The 16,656-nt window shown below is 55.1% G+C and carries 18 protein-coding genes and 1 pseudogene; 3 read left to right on the top strand and 16 right to left on the bottom strand.

Annotation, left to right across the window (positions count from 1 at the left end):
- Positions 1 to 142: 142 nt before the first annotated feature.
- Positions 143 to 2,704, top strand: coding sequence for a DNA mismatch repair protein MutS (gene mutS / locus ACO7SM_RS04625; RefSeq protein ID WP_490469889.1), 2,562 nt, complete (start codon positions 143 to 145; stop codon positions 2,702 to 2,704).
- A 78-nt stretch (positions 2,705 to 2,782) separates the two neighbouring features.
- Here the strand turns inward: mutS and ACO7SM_RS04620 are convergent, their stop codons facing one another.
- From ACO7SM_RS04620 to ACO7SM_RS04610, 3 genes and pseudogenes are all read right to left on the bottom strand, one after another.
- Positions 2,783 to 3,022 carry a non-oxidative hydroxyarylic acid decarboxylases subunit D gene (locus ACO7SM_RS04620; protein WP_490469888.1) on the bottom strand — a complete coding sequence of 80 codons (240 nt, stop codon included), beginning with the start codon at positions 3,020 to 3,022 and terminating at the stop codon, positions 2,783 to 2,785.
- Between the two features lie 10 nt (positions 3,023 to 3,032).
- A complete protein-coding gene (locus ACO7SM_RS04615) occupies positions 3,033 to 4,460 on the bottom strand; it encodes a non-oxidative hydroxyarylic acid decarboxylases subunit C (protein WP_490469887.1) in 1,428 nt (475 codons plus the stop codon).
- Positions 4,460 to 4,663: pseudogene (locus tag ACO7SM_RS04610) on the bottom strand (phenolic acid decarboxylase); the annotation flags it as partial. The gene ACO7SM_RS04615 and the pseudogene ACO7SM_RS04610, both read right to left, overlap by 1 nt.
- A 145-nt stretch (positions 4,664 to 4,808) precedes the next feature.
- On the opposite strand from ACO7SM_RS04610, the gene ACO7SM_RS04605 reads away from it, so the two are divergent.
- Positions 4,809 to 5,213: a MarR family winged helix-turn-helix transcriptional regulator gene (locus tag ACO7SM_RS04605; protein ID WP_490469886.1), complete on the top strand. Its 405-nt coding sequence runs from the start codon at positions 4,809 to 4,811 to the stop codon at positions 5,211 to 5,213.
- Between the two features lie 118 nt (positions 5,214 to 5,331).
- Here ACO7SM_RS04605 and rpoS read toward each other — a convergent pair whose 3' ends face one another.
- Positions 5,332 to 6,324: an RNA polymerase sigma factor RpoS gene (rpoS, locus tag ACO7SM_RS04600; RefSeq protein ID WP_000081498.1), complete on the bottom strand. Its 993-nt coding sequence runs from the start codon at positions 6,322 to 6,324 to the stop codon at positions 5,332 to 5,334.
- A gap of 62 nt (positions 6,325 to 6,386) precedes the next feature.
- On the bottom strand, positions 6,387 to 7,472 hold the full coding sequence (gene nlpD / locus ACO7SM_RS04595) for a murein hydrolase activator NlpD (protein ID WP_490469885.1): 1,086 nt from the start codon (positions 7,470 to 7,472) through the stop codon (positions 6,387 to 6,389).
- On the opposite strand from nlpD, the gene ACO7SM_RS04590 reads away from it, so the two are divergent.
- Entirely contained in the window at positions 7,408 to 7,542 is a 135-nt protein-coding gene (locus ACO7SM_RS04590) for a peptidase (RefSeq protein WP_490469884.1), read from the top strand. The genes nlpD and ACO7SM_RS04590 overlap by 65 nt on opposite strands.
- Positions 7,543 to 7,656: 114 nt before the next feature.
- Here the strand turns inward: ACO7SM_RS04590 and ACO7SM_RS04585 are convergent, their stop codons facing one another.
- The 11 genes from ACO7SM_RS04585 to cysG all read right to left on the bottom strand — a co-directional run bounded on the left by ACO7SM_RS04585 (position 7,657) and on the right by cysG (position 16,471).
- Positions 7,657 to 8,283, bottom strand: a complete 627-nt coding sequence (locus ACO7SM_RS04585; protein WP_192613265.1) for a protein-L-isoaspartate(D-aspartate) O-methyltransferase — start codon at positions 8,281 to 8,283, stop codon at positions 7,657 to 7,659.
- Positions 8,277 to 9,038, bottom strand: coding sequence for a 5'/3'-nucleotidase SurE (gene surE, locus ACO7SM_RS04580; protein WP_490469883.1), 762 nt, complete (start codon positions 9,036 to 9,038; stop codon positions 8,277 to 8,279). Before surE ends, ACO7SM_RS04585 begins: the two co-directional genes overlap by 7 nt.
- A complete protein-coding gene (truD, locus tag ACO7SM_RS04575; protein WP_490469882.1) occupies positions 9,019 to 10,068 on the bottom strand; it encodes a tRNA pseudouridine(13) synthase TruD in 1,050 nt (349 codons plus the stop codon). The genes surE and truD overlap by 20 nt, the downstream gene beginning before the upstream one ends.
- On the bottom strand, positions 10,065 to 10,544 hold the full coding sequence (gene ispF, locus ACO7SM_RS04570) for a 2-C-methyl-D-erythritol 2,4-cyclodiphosphate synthase (RefSeq protein WP_490469881.1): 480 nt from the start codon (positions 10,542 to 10,544) through the stop codon (positions 10,065 to 10,067). The genes truD and ispF overlap by 4 nt, the downstream gene beginning before the upstream one ends.
- The gene (gene ispD, locus ACO7SM_RS04565) at positions 10,544 to 11,254 is read right to left on the bottom strand and encodes a 2-C-methyl-D-erythritol 4-phosphate cytidylyltransferase (protein WP_490469880.1); all 711 of its coding nucleotides are present in this window, start codon (positions 11,252 to 11,254) and stop codon (positions 10,544 to 10,546) included. The genes ispF and ispD overlap by 1 nt, the downstream gene beginning before the upstream one ends.
- A gap of 17 nt (positions 11,255 to 11,271) precedes the next feature.
- Positions 11,272 to 11,583: a cell division protein FtsB gene (gene ftsB / locus ACO7SM_RS04560; protein WP_490469879.1), complete on the bottom strand. Its 312-nt coding sequence runs from the start codon at positions 11,581 to 11,583 to the stop codon at positions 11,272 to 11,274.
- Between the two features lie 205 nt (positions 11,584 to 11,788).
- The gene (locus ACO7SM_RS04555) at positions 11,789 to 12,112 is read right to left on the bottom strand and encodes a DUF3561 family protein (protein ID WP_490469878.1); all 324 of its coding nucleotides are present in this window, start codon (positions 12,110 to 12,112) and stop codon (positions 11,789 to 11,791) included.
- 49 nt (positions 12,113 to 12,161) lie between these two features.
- Positions 12,162 to 12,767: an adenylyl-sulfate kinase gene (gene cysC / locus ACO7SM_RS04550; protein ID WP_490469877.1), complete on the bottom strand. Its 606-nt coding sequence runs from the start codon at positions 12,765 to 12,767 to the stop codon at positions 12,162 to 12,164.
- Complete coding sequence (cysN, locus tag ACO7SM_RS04545; protein ID WP_490469876.1) at positions 12,767 to 14,194, bottom strand: sulfate adenylyltransferase subunit CysN; 1,428 nt, start codon at positions 14,192 to 14,194, stop codon at positions 12,767 to 12,769. Before cysN ends, cysC begins: the two co-directional genes overlap by 1 nt.
- Positions 14,195 to 14,203: 9 nt before the next feature.
- Positions 14,204 to 15,112 carry a sulfate adenylyltransferase subunit CysD gene (gene cysD / locus ACO7SM_RS04540; protein ID WP_490469875.1) on the bottom strand — a complete coding sequence of 303 codons (909 nt, stop codon included), beginning with the start codon at positions 15,110 to 15,112 and terminating at the stop codon, positions 14,204 to 14,206.
- A 9-nt stretch (positions 15,113 to 15,121) separates the two neighbouring features.
- Positions 15,122 to 16,471, bottom strand: a complete 1,350-nt coding sequence (cysG, locus tag ACO7SM_RS04535; RefSeq protein ID WP_490470864.1) for a siroheme synthase CysG — start codon at positions 16,469 to 16,471, stop codon at positions 15,122 to 15,124.
- Between the last annotated feature and the right edge of the window lie 185 nt (positions 16,472 to 16,656).

The following is a 16,656-nucleotide window of genomic DNA, read 5'->3' as shown; positions in this document are numbered from 1 at the left end:
AGAGTCCGTTATCATGCTCTCTATGTAGTCATGAACAGTTAATGCAGACGTTCATGAGATCCAATGAGACGCCGTAAAACTTAATGAGAACAATAAAAATCACTCACTCATTAAAATTAAAGAAAATGGACATCACAAACCAATGACTTCAATAGCAAATTTAGATTCTCATACCCCCATGATGCAGCAGTATCTCAAGCTGAAAGCACAGCATCCGGAGATCCTGCTGTTCTATCGCATGGGTGATTTTTACGAACTGTTTTATGACGATGCTAAGCGTGCGTCTCAACTGCTCGATATCTCGCTGACTAAACGCGGCGCCTCTGCGGGCGAACCTATCCCGATGGCGGGCATCCCGCATCACGCGGTCGAAAACTACCTCGCCAAATTGGTCAATCAGGGCGAGTCCGTGGCGATTTGCGAACAGATTGGCGATCCGGCGGCCAGCAAAGGCCCGGTTGAGCGCAAGGTCGTGCGTATTGTTACGCCAGGCACCATCAGTGATGAAGCGTTGTTGCAGGAACGCCAGGACAACCTGTTGGCCGCTATCTGGCAAGACGGCAAAGGCTACGGTTACGCCACGCTGGATATCAGTTCCGGGCGTTTTCGCGTCAGCGAACCTGCTGACCGTGAAACCATGGCCGCCGAGTTACAGCGCACCAACCCTGCCGAACTGCTCTATGCGGAAGATTTCGCTGAAACCACGCTTATCGAAGGCCGTCGCGGTTTGCGCCGCCGTCCGCTGTGGGAATTTGAAATCGATACTGCTCGCCAGCAACTGAACCTTCAATTTGGCACGCGGGATCTGATTGGCTTTGGCGTGGAGAACGCCCCGCGCGGATTATGCGCCGCAGGTTGCCTGTTGCAGTACGTGAAAGATACCCAGCGCACATCGCTGCCGCACATCCGTTCCATCACCATGGAACGCCAGCAGGACAGCATCATCATGGATGCCGCCACGCGCCGTAACCTGGAGATCACGCAAAACCTGGCTGGGGGTGTGGAGAATACGCTGGCTTCTGTGCTTGATTGCACCGTTACCCCGATGGGCAGTCGAATGCTCAAGCGCTGGCTGCATATGCCGGTGCGTGACACCAAAATTCTGACCGAACGCCAGCAAACCATTGGCGCGTTGCAGGATGCCACCGGCGAATTGCAACCGGTGCTGCGACAGGTGGGCGATCTGGAACGTATTCTCGCGCGCCTGGCGCTGCGAACCGCCCGCCCACGCGATCTCGCCCGTATGCGTCACGCCTTCCAGCAGTTGCCGGAACTGCGCACTCAGTTGGCAACGGTGAACAGCCATCCGGTACAGATGCTGCGTGAAAAAATGGGCGAGTTTACGGAGCTGCGCGAATTGCTGGAACGGGCGGTTGTCGATGCACCACCGGTGCTGGTTCGCGACGGCGGCGTCATTGCTCCGGGTTACAATGAAGAGCTGGACGAGTGGCGTGCGCTGGCTGATGGCGCAACCGACTATCTCGACCGTCTGGAAATTCGCGAGCGCGAGCGTACCGGTCTGGATACCCTGAAAGTCGGTTATAACGCGGTGCACGGTTATTACATTCAGATAAGCCGTGGTCAGAGCCATCTTGCGCCAATCAACTATGTACGCCGCCAGACGCTGAAGAACGCCGAGCGCTACATTATCCCTGAACTGAAAGAGTACGAGGACAAAGTTCTCACCTCCAAAGGCAAGGCGCTGGCGCTGGAAAAACAACTGTATGACGCGCTGTTTGACCTGCTGCTGCCACACCTGGCAGACCTGCAACAGAGCGCGACAGCCCTGGCTGAGCTGGACGTCCTGATCAATCTCGCCGAACGCGCGTATACGCTGAACTACACCTGCCCAACATTCACGGATAAACCCGGCATTCGGATTATCGAAGGTCGCCATCCGGTGGTGGAACAGGTGCTCACCGAGCCGTTTATCGCCAACCCGTTAACGCTCTCACCGCAGCGTCGGATGTTGATCATTACCGGCCCCAATATGGGCGGTAAAAGTACCTACATGCGTCAAACTGCGCTGATTGCGCTGCTGGCCTACATCGGCAGTTATGTTCCAGCGCAAAGCGTGGAGATCGGCCCAATTGATCGCATTTTCACCCGCGTCGGCGCGGCAGACGATCTGGCTTCTGGTCGCTCGACCTTTATGGTGGAGATGACCGAAACCGCCAATATCCTGCACAACGCCACCGAAAGCAGCCTGGTGTTAATGGATGAGATTGGTCGCGGCACCTCCACCTACGACGGCCTGTCGCTGGCGTGGGCTTGTGCAGAAAATCTGGCAAACAAAATCAAAGCGTTGACGTTGTTTGCCACCCACTACTTCGAACTGACTCAGTTACCGGAGAAAATGGAAGGCGTTGCCAACGTTCATCTGGATGCGCTGGAGCACGGTGAAACTATCGCGTTTATGCACAGCGTGCAGGATGGCGCCGCCAGCAAGAGCTATGGCCTGGCAGTTGCCGCACTGGCGGGTGTACCAAAAGAGGTGATTAAACGCGCACGCCAGAAACTGCGCGAACTGGAAAGCCTTTCGCCGAATGCCGCCGCCACCCAGGTAGACGGTACGCAGATGTCTCTGCTGTCAGCCCCGGAGGAGACTTCCCCTGCCGTTGAAGCACTGGAGAACCTCGATCCCGATTCCCTGACGCCGCGCCAGGCGCTGGAGTGGATTTATCGGTTAAAGAGTTTGGTGTAAAACCCATAATCCGCGAAGGCGTGGCCCTCGCGGATTACTCGACAGGCCGGGTATGGCGAAGCCCCGCCCGGCACTGTTTTATGAGCGCTTATCTTCCGCCAGCAGCGGCGGAATACTCGGCACCATTGGCGCGTCATCAATATCTTTTTGCGTCATCCGAAACGCCTGTGGATAGTGTTCGCGGCTGGTGCGGCGCAGCGGTTCAGTATCACGCCAGGTGTAGAGACAGTGCTGGCACTGATAAACCGTCCATACCCCTTTCACTGGCGATGTCGCCATCACTTCAATTTGTTCATCAGCACAACGTGGGCAAATCATCACATTCTCCTTATTTGCGTGCGGCCAGCATGGCGGTCAGTTTTTCAGCCCAGGCTTTGGTTTCCGGTAAATCCACCACCGGCTGGCTGTAATGACCACGCTTGTCCGGGGCGACCGGCGTGGTGGCGTCGATAATCAGTTTGTCGGTGATCCCCGCCGGACTGGAGCCGGGGTCAAGTTCCAGCACCGACATATTCGGCAACTGCACCAGGTCGCCTGCCGGGTTCACTTTCGAGGAGAGCGCCCACATCACCTGCGGCAGGTTGAACGGGTCAACGTCTTCATCGACCATGATCACCATTTTCACGTAACCCAGACCATGTGGCGTGGTCATTGCGCGCAGGCCAACCGCGCGGGCAAAACCGCCGTAGCGTTTTTTGGTGGAGATAATCGCCAGCAGGCCGTGGGTGTACATGGCGTTTACCGCCTGCACTTCCGGGAATTCAGCTTTCAGTTGCTGGTAAAGCGGGACGCAGGTGGCCGGCCCCATCAGGTAGTCGATTTCGGTCCACGGCATGCCGAGATAGAGCGATTCAAAAATCGGTTTCGTGCGATAAGAGACTTTATCGATGCGTACCACCGTCATGTTGCGCCCGCCGGAGTAGTGCCCGGTAAATTCGCCGAACGGCCCTTCGATTTCGCGTTTGCGGCTTTCGATGACACCTTCGAGAATAACTTCCGCCCCCCACGGCACATCAAAACCGGTTAGCGGCGCGGTGGCGATCGGGTACGGGCTTTCACGCAGCGCGCCCGCCATTTCGTATTCAGACTGATCGTATTTCAGCGGCGTCGCCCCCATCAGGGTGATAACAGGATCGTTGCCCAGCGTAATCGCGATGGGCAGATCTTCGCCGCGCTCTTCCGCTTTATGCAGGTGCAGGGCGATGTCGTGCATCGGCACCGGTTGCAGGCCAAGCTTCCGCTTACCCTTCACTTCCATGCGGTAGATCCCGACGTTTTGCTTGCCGAAATGCTCAGGATCAAGCGGGTCGCGAGAGACAACGCAGGCTTTATCGAGATAAAAACCACCGTCACCGTCGTTTAAACGAAACAGCGGCAGAATATCGAACAGGTTAATCTCTTCACCGTCTACGGTATTCTCGGCCCACGCCGGGTTAGCGCGACGCTCTGGCGCAATGGGAAAGTTATCCCAGCGGCGGATAAACTCATCAATCTGTTTTCTCACTGGGGTATTGGGCGGCAGGCCGAGAGAAATCGCGTGGTTTTGCCAGGAACCGATGGTGTTCATTGCGACGCGGGCATCGGTAAAACCGCGAATGTTATCAAACCACAGCGCCGGTGCTCCGTCGCCAATTCGCCCGGTCGCGTTAGCGGCGGCGGCCAGATCCGGCTCGGCGTTGACCTCCTCGTTGATTTTCAGCAACTGCCCGTGATCGTCGAGCGCCTGTAAAAAGCTGCGTAAATCATCAAATGCCATTATTCATTCTCCTGAGAAAAATTCAGTGTCTGCTGCAATCCCTGCCAGCGCCTGGCGTGCGGGTGTTCCAGGCCAAATTGATCCAGCACGCGCGCCACGATGTGCTGTGTGATGTCATCAACGCTTTGTGGAGGGTTATAGAACGCGGGCATGGGCGGCACCATCGCCACCCCCATGCGCGAAAGTGTAAGCATGCCTTCAATTTTGTTCTTATACGAACGTTTTAGATAAAATACGCCTGAGATACCGTCACGACAAGTCGCAGTGCAACGCGCCGCACAAATTCCCACATTAAAAAACGGGCTGGAACCCGTTATGATAGACGCAGACAGTCATCCCGGAGTTCTCATGGAGTTACGAAACACAGCGTTTCACCTGCTACGTCAGCTTTTTCAGCAACACACGGCTCGCTGGCAGCATGAATTGCCGAGTCTGACCAAACCTCAGTATGCGGTGATGCGTGCCATTGCGGAGCGCCCCGGCATTGAGCAGGTCGCCTTAATGGAAGCCGCGGTCAGTACCAAAGCGACGCTGGCTGAAATGCTGAGCCGGATGGAAAGCCGGGGTCTGGTGAGGCGTGAAAACGACCCGATGGATAAGCGACGCCGTTTTGTGTATCTGACCCCAGAAGGGGCCGCATTACTGGCGAGCGTTACCCCGCAAGGAAATCGCGTCGATGAGGAGTTTCTGGGTCGTTTAAGTGATGAAGAGCGCGAACAATTTACACGGCTGGTTCGCAAGATGATGGGGTGATACCGGATAACATTGCCTGATGGCGTTTCGCTTATCAGGCCTACATCGATTCGGGACGGGTCACGCAAAAGAAAAAGGCCAGTCTCAATGAGGCTGGCCTTTCTTGATATGACTTTGCTTACTCGCGGAACAGCGCTTCGATATTCAGCCCCTGCGTCTGCAGGATTTCACGCAGACGACGCAGACCTTCTACCTGAATCTGGCGAACACGTTCACGGGTGAGGCCAATTTCACGGCCCACATCTTCCAGTGTCGCAGCTTCATATCCCAGCAGACCGAAACGACGTGCCAGCACTTCACGCTGTTTGGCGTTCAGTTCGAACAGCCATTTGACGATACTTTGTTTCATATCATCATCTTGCGTGGTGTCTTCCGGGCCGTTTTCTTTTTCATCGGCCAGGATATCCAGCAACGCTTTTTCGGAATCGCCACCCAACGGGGTGTCTACCGAGGTAATGCGCTCGTTAAGACGAAGCATACGGCTAACGTCATCAACCGGTTTATCCAGTTGCTCTGCAATCTCTTCCGCACTCGGTTCGTGGTCCAGTTTATGCGACAACTCACGCGCAGTACGCAGATAGACGTTCAGCTCTTTAACAATGTGAATCGGCAGTCGGATCGTACGGGTTTGATTCATAATCGCCCGTTCAATCGTCTGGCGAATCCACCAGGTTGCGTATGTTGAGAAGCGGAACCCACGCTCAGGGTCAAACTTCTCGACGGCACGGATAAGTCCCAGATTGCCCTCTTCAATCAGATCCAGCAATGCCAGACCCCGATTGCCATAACGGCGGGCAATTTTCACCACCAGACGCAGGTTACTTTCAATCATCCGACGGCGAGAGGCAACATCTCCACGCAGTGCGCGACGCGCGAAATAAACTTCTTCTTCGGCCGTTAACAGTGGCGAATAACCAATCTCACCAAGGTAAAGCTGAGTCGCGTCCAACACACGCTGTGTAGCACCCTGCGATAACAGCTCTTCTTCAGCCAGGTCGTTATCACTGGGTTCCTCTTCACTCAAGGCTTTCTCATCAAAAGCCTCTACTCCGTTCTCATCAAATTCCGCGTCTTCATTTAAATCATGAACTTTCAGCGTATTCTGACTCATAAGGTGGCTCCTACCCGTGATCCCTTGACGGAACTAGCAAGTGAAAGCCTGGTTCCGACGCTTTATCGCTGCGGCAAGTATTGCAGCGGGTTTACGGATTTCCCCTTGTAACGAATTTCAAAATGCAAGCGTGTTGAACTGGTTCCGGTGCTACCCATGGTAGCGATTTTTTGCCCCGCCTTGATGTCTTGTTGTTCCCGGACCAGCATCGTATCGTTATGGGCGTAGGCACTCAGGTAATCATCGTTGTGTTTGATGATAATTAAATTACCGTAACCGCGCAGAGCATTACCGGCATACACGACGCGTCCATCTCCGGTCGCGACGATTGCCTGTCCTTTACTGCCTGCAATGTCGATACCTTTATTGCCACCCTCGGTAGCCGCGAAGTTTTCGATCACTTTGCCATCGGTCGGCCAGAGCCATTTAGAGATTGGCGCACTGGTAGACATACTGCTTGCAGTCGGTTGGGTTGTGCTCGTTGATGATGCCGTTACAGGGGCTGTGACAACCGTCCCAGCGGGCTGATTGTTCGGCAACATTTTATTAGCACTTTGTTCACCTGAGTCCTCAGAATACGTAATTGTCGGTTTAGACGCAACAGCAACGGTGGAATTTTGTGCAGGGTGGGTCACAACTCCTTGCTGTGCTGCATCCGCCTGGGTGATGGCGTTTCCACCCGTAATTGGCGCGCCGGATGCATTACCCACCTGAAGCGTTTGTCCTACGTTCAACCCGTAGGGCGCCGCAACATTGTTGCGCTGAGCAAGGTCACGGAAGTCGTTTCCGGTTATCCAGGCAATATAGAAAAGGGTGTCGCCTTTCTTAACGGTGTAGGTGCTGCCGCCAGTGTAGCTGCCTTTCGGAATGTCACCGTATTTACGGTTGTAAACAATACGGCCATTTTCCGTCTGCACGGGTTGTTGCGAGACGGACTGGATTTGCGCAGGTTGGGTAATCTGAGGCTGCTGCTGAACGGGCTGAATTTGCGGCGTTTGTTGTGTCGCCGTGGTCCCCATTTTTGGCGGAGGCGTGATCAGCATACCTGAATTGGTGCTCGACGGTGCGCCGCCGTCAACAGAGTTGACGGGTGCAGGTGGATTAGACGTGTTGGAACAACCTGCCAGCCATAGCGAAACCAGTGACAATGCCGCAATGCGGCTAACGGTGAATTTTGGGCTTCCCGCGCTCATTTATCCCCCAGGAAATTTTGGTTAATAACCAGTGACGTAATAACCGTGCAATGCATCAGGCTGAACACTGGAAAACGTGTTCACCATACGCTTACCCTTTACAAAATAACCAGGAAAAATCCAGGTATTCAGGAATGCGCTATGCCAGTTCGCCTTTGACTAATGGAACAAAGCGAACGGCTTCCACGGTATCGATAATAAATTCGCCTCCCCGACGACGCACCCGTTTCAAATACTGGTGCTCGTCACCCACAGGCAAGACGAGAATACCGCCTTCATCCAACTGTGCCATTAACGCAGTGGGAATCTCCGGCGGCGCAGCCGTCACAATGATGGCATCAAACGGGGCACGAGCTTGCCAGCCTTGCCAGCCATCGCCATGACGGGTCGAAACATTGTGTAAGTCGAGCTGTTTCAGGCGACGACGCGCCTGCCATTGCAGCCCTTTGATACGCTCGACAGAGCATACATGGTGCACCAGATGCGCCAGTATTGCCGTCTGGTATCCTGAACCAGTACCAATTTCCAGCACCCGGGATTGCGGCGTCAGTTCCAGTAACTCCGTCATTCGCGCCACCATATAAGGCTGCGAAATCGTCTGTCCCTGGCCAATCGGCAATGCAATGTTTTCCCAGGCTTTGTGCTCAAACGCTTCATCAATGAATTTTTCGCGCGGTACTGCGGCAAGTGCGTTCAGCACCAGCTCATCGCGGATACCCTGAGCGCGCAATTGTTCAAGAAGGGTGTGTACGCGTCTGCTTACCATTGCGTGTCAACTCCCACGCTTTCTAACCACGTTGAAACAACATCATGCGCGCTGTATGCAGTTAAATCCACATGCAGCGGCGTTACGGAGACGTAGCCTTCGTCTACCGCAGCAAAATCGGTGTCCGGCCCGGCGTCGCATTTTTCGCCTGGCGGGCCAATCCAGTACAGCGTATTGCCGCGGGGATCTTGCTGCGGGATAACTTTATCCGCCGGATGGCGGCTGCCGCAACGCGTCACACGAATGCCTTTGATTCTTTCCAACGGAAGATCCGGGACGTTGATATTCAGAATACGGCCGGTGCGCAGAGGTTCGCGACGCAGAGCGCGCAAAATAGTGCAGGTGATCGCAGCGGCAGTATCGTAGTGTTTATGACCATTCAGCGAAACCGCCAGCGCCGGATAACCGAGGTGACGGCCTTCCATCGCCGCAGCGACCGTGCCGGAATAGATAACATCATCGCCCAGATTCGGGCCCGCGTTAATCCCCGACACCACGATGTCCGGGCGCGGACGCATCAACGCGTTGACCCCGAGATACACGCAGTCCGTTGGCGTCCCCATTTGTACGGCGATATCACCGTTATCAAAGGTATAAGTGCGAAGCGAAGATTCCAGCGTCAGCGAGTTAGACGCGCCGCTGCGGTTACGATCGGGGGCAACCACCTGTACGTCAGCAAACTCACGCAGGGCTTTCGCCAGCGTTTGTATTCCAGGCGCGTGAACCCCATCATCGTTACTCAGCAATATGCGCATAATCACCCAATGTGTTGATAAGTTCCCTTACAACACTGGTGGCAAAACTCCCTGCCGGTAGCCAAAAGCTTAACTCGACGGTTACGTCATCCCACCAGTTCCAGCTTAATTGTTGCGGATACAGCAGCATGGCGCGGCGTGAAGCCTCCACCTTTTCCCGCAACAACAGCGATTGCAGCTCAGTTTCACTGGCGATGGCAGCTTCTTCGAACGCCAGCGCGTCACGCTGGGTTCCCCACTCACCGCTGCCAGGTAACGCAGCTGTAATCATTAATTCTTTATCATCGACGCGGCGTTGTAATTCAGCCTGTTCTTCCGCTGTGGCGACAAACCAGCTACCGCGCCCCGCTAATTGTAGCGCATCGCCGTCAACAACTTGATTAAAGTCTGTTTTTTTCAAACGTTCGTCGACAATTTGATTAAACAACGCACTGCGGGCTGCCGACAACCAAAAACTGCGTTTATTGCGATCGCGTACCGGTGCATCGCTTTGCGCCCAACGTAGCGCACCCAGCAGGTTGCTGCCGCCAATGCCGAAGCGCTGCGCGCCAAAATAGTTCGGTACGCCCCGCTCGCTGATTGCCTGCAAACGCGCTTCCACGTCATCACGATGGCTCACTTCGCGCAGAACCAGCGTAAACGCGTTGCCTTTCAGGGCACCTAACCGCAGCTTACGCTTGTGACGAGCGTATTCCAGCACTTTACAACCTTCGAGCTGAAATGCGCTGAGATCGGGCAGATCTTTGCCCGGCAGGCGCGCGCACAGCCACTGTTCCGTGACCGCGTGTTTGTCTTTCTGCCCGGCAAAGCTGACTTCACGGACATGTATTTTCAGGAACTTTGCCAGCGCGTCAGCCACAAAACGGGTATTGCAGCCGTTTTTGAGAATACGCACCAGAATATGCTCACCTTCCCCGTCGGGCTCGAAGCCTAAATCTTCGATGACCACAAAGTCTTCCGGGTTTGCTTTCAACAAACCGCTCGCCTGGGGTTTCCCGTGGAGGTAAGTCAGGTTTTCAAACTGTGTCATTTCGATGCCTTAATGAGGAGCGCCACCGCTTCACAGGCAATCCCTTCGCCACGTCCGGTAAAGCCGAGTTTTTCCGTGGTGGTCGCTTTAACGTTTACGTCATCCATATGGCAGCCGAGATCTTCGGCAATGAACACGCGCATTTGCGGAATATGCGGCAACATCTTCGGCGCCTGGGCAATGATGGTTACATCCACGTTTCCCAGGGTGTAGCCTTTGGCCTGAATACGACGCCAGGCTTCGCGCAGCAGTTCACGGCTGTCCGCCCCTTTAAAGGCCGGATCGGTGTCAGGGAAAAGTTTACCGATATCCCCCAGCGCCGCCGCCCCTAACAACGCGTCAGTCAACGCATGTAGCGCAACATCGCCATCCGAATGCGCCAGTAACCCTTTTTCATACGGAATACGCACGCCACCAATGATAATTGGGCCAACGCCACCAAAGGCGTGTACGTCAAAACCGTGTCCAATTCGCATTATGCATTCTCCTGGTGGATGGTTCGGGTCAAATAGAATTCAGCCAGCGCCAAATCTTCCGGACGGGTCACTTTAATATTATCAGCGCGCCCTTCAACAAGCGCAGGATGATAACCACAATATTCCAGCGCTGAGGCTTCATCGGTGATGGTCGCGCCGTCATTGAGCGCGCGGATCAGGCAATCGTGCAACAGCTCGCGGGGGAAAAATTGCGGGGTTAACGCATGCCATAAATCAGTACGCTCCACGGTATGCGCAATGGCGGTTTTACCCGGTTCGGCGCGCTTCATGGTGTCACGTACCGGCGCGGCAAGAATGCCTCCCGTACGGCTGGTTTCACTGAGGGCGAGCAGGCGGGCAAGATCGTCTTGATGCAGACAAGGTCTGGCGGCGTCATGCACCAGCACCCATTGCGCTTCGCCGACGGCCTGCAGCCCGGCGAGCACGGAGTCTGCGCGCTCATTGCCGCCATCGACAACCGTAATCTGCGGGTGTTGCGCCAAAGGCAGTTGCGCAAAGCGGCTATCGCCGGGACTGATGGCAATGACAACACGCGTCACCCGGGGATGCGCCAGTAGCGCATGAACCGAGTGTTCAAGAATGGTTTTATCACCGATTGAGAGGTACTGCTTAGGACATTCCGTTTGCATCCGACGGCCAAATCCGGCAGCCGGCACCACGGCGCAAACGTCCAAAAAAGTGGCTGCCATGTTAAATCCTTGGCTGTTTATCGATTATTTTGCCCCGTCGTCTGAGTGCGCTTAGACGCATCGGGCACCAGACGGAAAAAGGTTTCGCCCGGTTTAGTCATACTCAGTTCATTGCGAGCACGCTCTTCAATGGCTTCCTGGCCGCCATTAAGATCGTCAATTTCGGCAAAAAGCTGATCGTTACGCGCTTTGAGCTTCGCATTTGTATCTTGCTGCGCGACGACGTCATCATTGACGCGGCTATAGTCGTGTAAGCCGTTCTTACCGAACCACAGTGAATACTGCAGCCAGACCAGTAAAGCCAGCAACAGCAGCGTTAGTTTACCCATCCTGCCCCCTGAAAAACGGCGCCATCATCCCATAACTTCCTCTGAGACTCTACTCAGAGGGCGGGAATGCCGCGACAACGCGGGCAAATGTACCACATTTATCCCCCGAACCGCACATCTCGAACAGGGAGAACATAATCTAATTGTTGGTTACGGTTTGAATTATGACCATCCGCAGCAGTCATCAAAAAAGAAGAGAAGCGACCTACCCCAGCAACCACATGAACAAAGCGCCAAACATCGTGCCCACGGTTAACAAGGTGGAGATAATACTGAACAGCAGTTTGCCCTTCATCAGTGAATGTAAGGCGATCCCTACCACCACGGCAACGGGCATGAGCGCCAGAAAGAAGGGCCAGGTATAAAGAAAGAAAAACAGCGTGTTAGAGCCATAAATGAGGAAGGGGAAACCCAACGCCAGCAGCCACGACACGAAACCGACCACGGCCCCGGATAACGACCAGGTGGTTTCGTCTTCGACGGTGAACGTATCTGACGTTGTGATAGTAATGTTATGGCTATTACGCATATGAAATCCTGTGACCTTGACGAGCCAGGCACACAAGCCCGGTGGTGTCTCAGGATCTGATCATATCGCCCTCTCTCAGTAGATCTAATAATTGACGGACTAAATTTGTTACTAATTGTTCACCATCCAGGTGAATTTCTGGTGATTTGGGCGATTCGTAAACCGAGTCAATGCCGGTGAAATTACGCAACTCACCCGCCCGTGCTTTTTTGTATAAACCTTTCGGATCGCGCGCTTCACAGATAGCCAGCGGAGTATCCACGAAGACTTCGATAAAGCGCCCGTTCCCGACGCGTTCACGTACCGCCTGCCTCTCAGCGCGATGCGGGGAAATAAACGCCGTCAACACCACCAGTCCGGCATCGACCATCAGATTGGCGACTTCCCCCACCCGACGGATGTTCTCTTTGCGATCGGCCTCGCTAAAGCCGAGATCGCTGCACAAGCCGTGGCGTACGTTGTCGCCATCCAGCAGATAAGTGCTCACGCCGCGTTGATGCAGCGCCTCTTCCAGCGCCCCCGCCACCGTGGATTTACCCGAGCCGGAAAGCCCGGTAAACCACAGAACGACACCACGGTGACCGTGGTGTTGCTCTCGCTGTTGCGGTGTTACGGGATGCGCATGCCAGACGACGTTTTCGTCATGCAGCGCCATTATTGGCCTCCCAGCAAATCACGCGCGCCCCAGTGCGGGAAGTGACGGCGCACCAGCGCATTCAGTTCCAGCTCAAACGCGCTGAATTCAGACGGTGCTGAGACAGACTCTGCGAGCGGTTGGCGTACCATGCCCGCCCCGACGGTCACATTACTCAGGCGGTCAATAATAATCAGCCCCCCGGTCACCGGGTTTTGCTGATAGCTCTCCAGGGCCAGAGGTTCATCAAAGGTAAAATTCACCAGGCCGATGCCGTTCAGCGGCAAATTTTCAACCTCGCGCTGGGTCAGATTATTGATATCAACCTGATATTGAACATGATCAACACGGGCGCGGGTCTTTTTCCCGGCAATCTTAATATCATAACTCTGCCCCGCCGACAGCGGCTGCTCCGCCATCCAGACCACGTCAATGGCAGCGCGCTGTACCGCAGGTAATGCTTCACCGGCATCAAGCAGCAGGTCACCGCGGCTGATGTCGATCTCATCTTTCAGCACCAGGGTGATGGCTTCACCCGCATGTGCCTCCGGCAAGTCTCCGTCAAAGGTCACAATGCGCGCCACGCTGGATTCCACGCCGGAAGGCAGAACTTTGATTCGCTGACCCACTTTCACGGTGCCAGACGCCAGTGTTCCGGCGTAACCACGAAAATCCAGATTCGGGCGGTTCACATACTGCACCGGGAAACGCATCGGCTGGGTATCGACCCCGCGCTGGATGTCGACAGTTTCCAGCACTTCCAACAGCGTCGGGCCGCTGTACCAGCGCATTTTCGCGCTCTGAGATGCCACGTTATCGCCTTCCAGCGCAGAGAGCGGGACAAAGCGAATATCCAGATCCCCCGGCAACTGTTCGGCAAACGTCAGGTAATCTTCGCGAATACGGACAAATGTCTCTTCGCTGAAATCCACCAGATCCATTTTGTTAATGGCGACCACCAGGTGTTTGATCCCAAGCAGCGTAGAGATGAAACTGTGGCGACGAGTCTGATCCAACACCCCTTTGCGGGCATCGATCAGTAAGATCGCCAGATCGCAGGTTGAGGCACCTGTCGCCATATTACGGGTGTACTGCTCATGCCCCGGCGTATCGGCGATGATAAATTTGCGTTTCTCGGTGGAGAAATAGCGGTAGGCCACGTCAATCGTGATCCCTTGCTCGCGCTCGGCCTGTAGGCCATCCACCAGCAACGCCAGATCGAGTTTCTCGCCCTGCGTGCCGTGACGTTTGCTGTCATTATGCAGCGAAGAAAGCTGATCTTCGTAAATCTGGCGCGTATCGTGCAGCAAGCGGCCAATCAGCGTACTTTTACCATCGTCCACGCTACCGCAGGTTAAAAAGCGCAGCAGACTTTTATGTTGTTGGGCGACCATCCAGGCTTCGACGCCGCCTTCATTAGCGATTTGTTGGGCAAGTGCGATGTTCATAGCGGCTCCTTAGAAATACCCCTGACGTTTCTTCAGCTCCATGGAGCCCGCCTGGTCGCGGTCGATCACGCGCCCCTGACGTTCACTGGTGGTTGAAACCAGCATCTCTTCGATAATCTCCGGCAGCGTTTGCGCGTTCGATTCCACCGCGCCGGTCAGCGGCCAGCAGCCCAAAGTACGGAAACGCACCATCCGCTTTTTGATAACCTCGCCAGGCTGCAAATCAATCCGGTTGTCATCGACCATCATCAACATGCCGTCGCGCTCCAGCACCGGGCGTTCAGCCGCCAGATACAGCGGGACTATCTCAATATTTTCCAGCCAGATGTACTGCCAGATATCCTGTTCGGTCCAGTTGGAAAGCGGAAAAACGCGAATGCTTTCGCCTTTGTTTATCTGCCCGTTGTAGTTGTGCCACAGTTCCGGGCGCTGGTTCTTCGGGTCCCAGCGATGAAAACGGTCGCGGAAGGAATAGATACGTTCTTTGGCGCGGGATTTCTCTTCATCGCGGCGCGCGCCGCCAAACGCGGCATCAAAACCGTATTTGTTCAGCGCCTGTTTCAGCCCTTCGGTTTTCATGATGTCGGTATGCTTCGCGCTACCGTGGACGAAAGGGTTAATGCCCATCGCCACCCCTTCCGGGTTTTTGTGAACCAGCAATTCGCAGCCGTAGGTTTTGGCAGTGCGGTCACGAAATTCATACATCTCGCGGAATTTCCAGCCAGTATCAACATGCAGCAGCGGGAACGGCAGCGAGCCTGGATAAAACGCTTTACGCGCCAGATGCAGCATCACGCTGGAATCTTTACCGATGGAATACATCATCACCGGATTAGAGAATTCGGCGGCCACCTCGCGAATGATATGGATGCTTTCCGCTTCCAGTTGCCGCAGGTGGGTGAGTCGTTTTTGGTCCATAACCGTTCCTTAAGCCAGATTTATAACAGAAGAACCGAAGCCTTCTGCGTCTGTTGTGTGTTGAAACCAGGCGAGCGTGTCGTGAAGTTGCACGACTTCCCCTACGACGATCAGAGAGGGCATAGGGGCGTCTTTCGCAAGGCTTGCAAGGTTGTGTAGTGTGCCGGTCGCAACGTGCTGATCGACGCGCGTTCCGCGAGAAATCACCGCCACCGGCGTTGTCGCGTCGCGACCGTGTTGAATGAGTTGTTCGCTGATTTCCGCCGCTTTCATCGTGCCCATATAAATGGCAAGCGTCTGTCGACTCTGGGCCAGGTGCGCCCAATCAAAGGGAGTGCTGTCCGCCTTGTAGTGTCCCGTCACAAACGTCACGCTCTGGGCGTAATCGCGATGGGTGAGCGGAATACCGGCATATGCGGTAACGGCGGATGCCGCCGTGATCCCCGGCACCACCTGAAACGGTACACCCGCTTCGGCGGCCGCCTGAAGTTCCTCGCCTCCGCGGCCAAAGATAAACGGGTCGCCGCCTTTGAGACGGACAACGGTTTTGCCCGCCTTTGCTGCCGCAATCAGCATCTGATTAGTTTCATGTTGCGGTACGGAGTGTTCACCCGCCCGTTTGCCTACGCAGATCTGTTCAGCATCGCGACGAATCAACTCTCGCACGCCGTCGCTCACCAGGTGGTCATAGAACACCACGTCGGCATCCTGCAGCACCTGCAGGGCGCGCAGGGTCAGTAACCCGGCATCTCCCGGCCCGGCGCCCACCAGAATCAGTTCCCCGGCGCTACAGCCCGGGTTGTCCAGCTCATCTTCCAGAATCTGCTGCGCCGCTGACTCATTACCGGCATGCATCAGGCTTGCAAAGCGGCCACGGAAAACGCGCTCCCAGAATCGACGGCGTTCGGTCACGCTGGTCAGACGCGTTTTCAGATGGTTACGCCAGTAGCTGGCTTTTTCCGCCATGCGCCCCAGGCTAGTCGGCAGCAGTGCTTCGATTTTTTCCCGCAGCACGCGTGTCAGAACCGGCGCGGTACCGCCGGAAGAGATCGCCACCAACAACGGAGAACGATCGACAATCGACGGGAAGATAAATGAACATTGCGGCGGATCGTCCACCACGTTGACCAGGCGATGGCGGGCTTGTGCGGCCCTGGAGATCCGTTGGTTGAGTTCACGGTCACGGGTGGCGGCAACGACCAACACCACGCTGTCGATTTGCGACTCCACAAAATCCGCGTCGCTGACTACCTGCACCTGCGCACCCGCACGATGCAAGAATGCGACGTTGCGATCGGCAATCTCACCCGACCCCACAACCAGCACGGGCCTCTCTTTTATCGCAACAAATAAGGGCAAATAGTTCACAAGTTACAACTCGCTGGCAATCAGGATTAGAGTGACTATAGGGAGCGCGGGGGAACGAATGAAATTACGAATTGGAATGAGTAGTTCCTCAAAAGAATAACGATTTGAGAAAGCAAATACCAAAAAGTGCTTAACCCACCGAAATTCGGGCATTTCGGAGCAAATGAAATTGTTTT

The sequence above is a fragment of the Citrobacter sp. LJND-P06 genome (assembly GCF_058188415.1).
Note: the sequence above shows the minus strand (reverse complement) of the source record. Positions and strands in the feature narration are given on the sequence as shown.

What these genes read in the sequence shown, in the direction of transcription:
- mutS (WP_490469889.1), top strand. Translation starts at nt 143, where the DNA reads ATGACTTCAATAGCAAATTTAGATTCTCATACCCCCATGATGCAGCAG.
- ACO7SM_RS04620 (WP_490469888.1), bottom strand. Translation starts at nt 3,022, where the DNA reads ATGATTTGCCCACGTTGTGCTGATGAACAAATTGAAGTGATGGCGACA.
- ACO7SM_RS04615 (WP_490469887.1), bottom strand. Translation starts at nt 4,460, where the DNA reads ATGGCATTTGATGATTTACGCAGCTTTTTACAGGCGCTCGACGATCAC.
- ACO7SM_RS04605 (WP_490469886.1), top strand. Translation starts at nt 4,809, where the DNA reads ATGGAGTTACGAAACACAGCGTTTCACCTGCTACGTCAGCTTTTTCAG.
- rpoS (WP_000081498.1), bottom strand. Translation starts at nt 6,324, where the DNA reads ATGAGTCAGAATACGCTGAAAGTTCATGATTTAAATGAAGACGCGGAA.
- ACO7SM_RS04585 (WP_192613265.1), bottom strand. Translation starts at nt 8,283, where the DNA reads ATGGTAAGCAGACGCGTACACACCCTTCTTGAACAATTGCGCGCTCAG.
- surE (WP_490469883.1), bottom strand. Translation starts at nt 9,038, where the DNA reads ATGCGCATATTGCTGAGTAACGATGATGGGGTTCACGCGCCTGGAATA.
- truD (WP_490469882.1), bottom strand. Translation starts at nt 10,068, where the DNA reads ATGACACAGTTTGAAAACCTGACTTACCTCCACGGGAAACCCCAGGCG.
- ispF (WP_490469881.1), bottom strand. Translation starts at nt 10,544, where the DNA reads ATGCGAATTGGACACGGTTTTGACGTACACGCCTTTGGTGGCGTTGGC.
- ispD (WP_490469880.1), bottom strand. Translation starts at nt 11,254, where the DNA reads ATGGCAGCCACTTTTTTGGACGTTTGCGCCGTGGTGCCGGCTGCCGGA.
- ftsB (WP_490469879.1), bottom strand. Translation starts at nt 11,583, where the DNA reads ATGGGTAAACTAACGCTGCTGTTGCTGGCTTTACTGGTCTGGCTGCAG.
- ACO7SM_RS04555 (WP_490469878.1), bottom strand. Translation starts at nt 12,112, where the DNA reads ATGCGTAATAGCCATAACATTACTATCACAACGTCAGATACGTTCACC.
- cysC (WP_490469877.1), bottom strand. Translation starts at nt 12,767, where the DNA reads ATGGCGCTGCATGACGAAAACGTCGTCTGGCATGCGCATCCCGTAACA.
- cysN (WP_490469876.1), bottom strand. Translation starts at nt 14,194, where the DNA reads ATGAACATCGCACTTGCCCAACAAATCGCTAATGAAGGCGGCGTCGAA.
- cysD (WP_490469875.1), bottom strand. Translation starts at nt 15,112, where the DNA reads ATGGACCAAAAACGACTCACCCACCTGCGGCAACTGGAAGCGGAAAGC.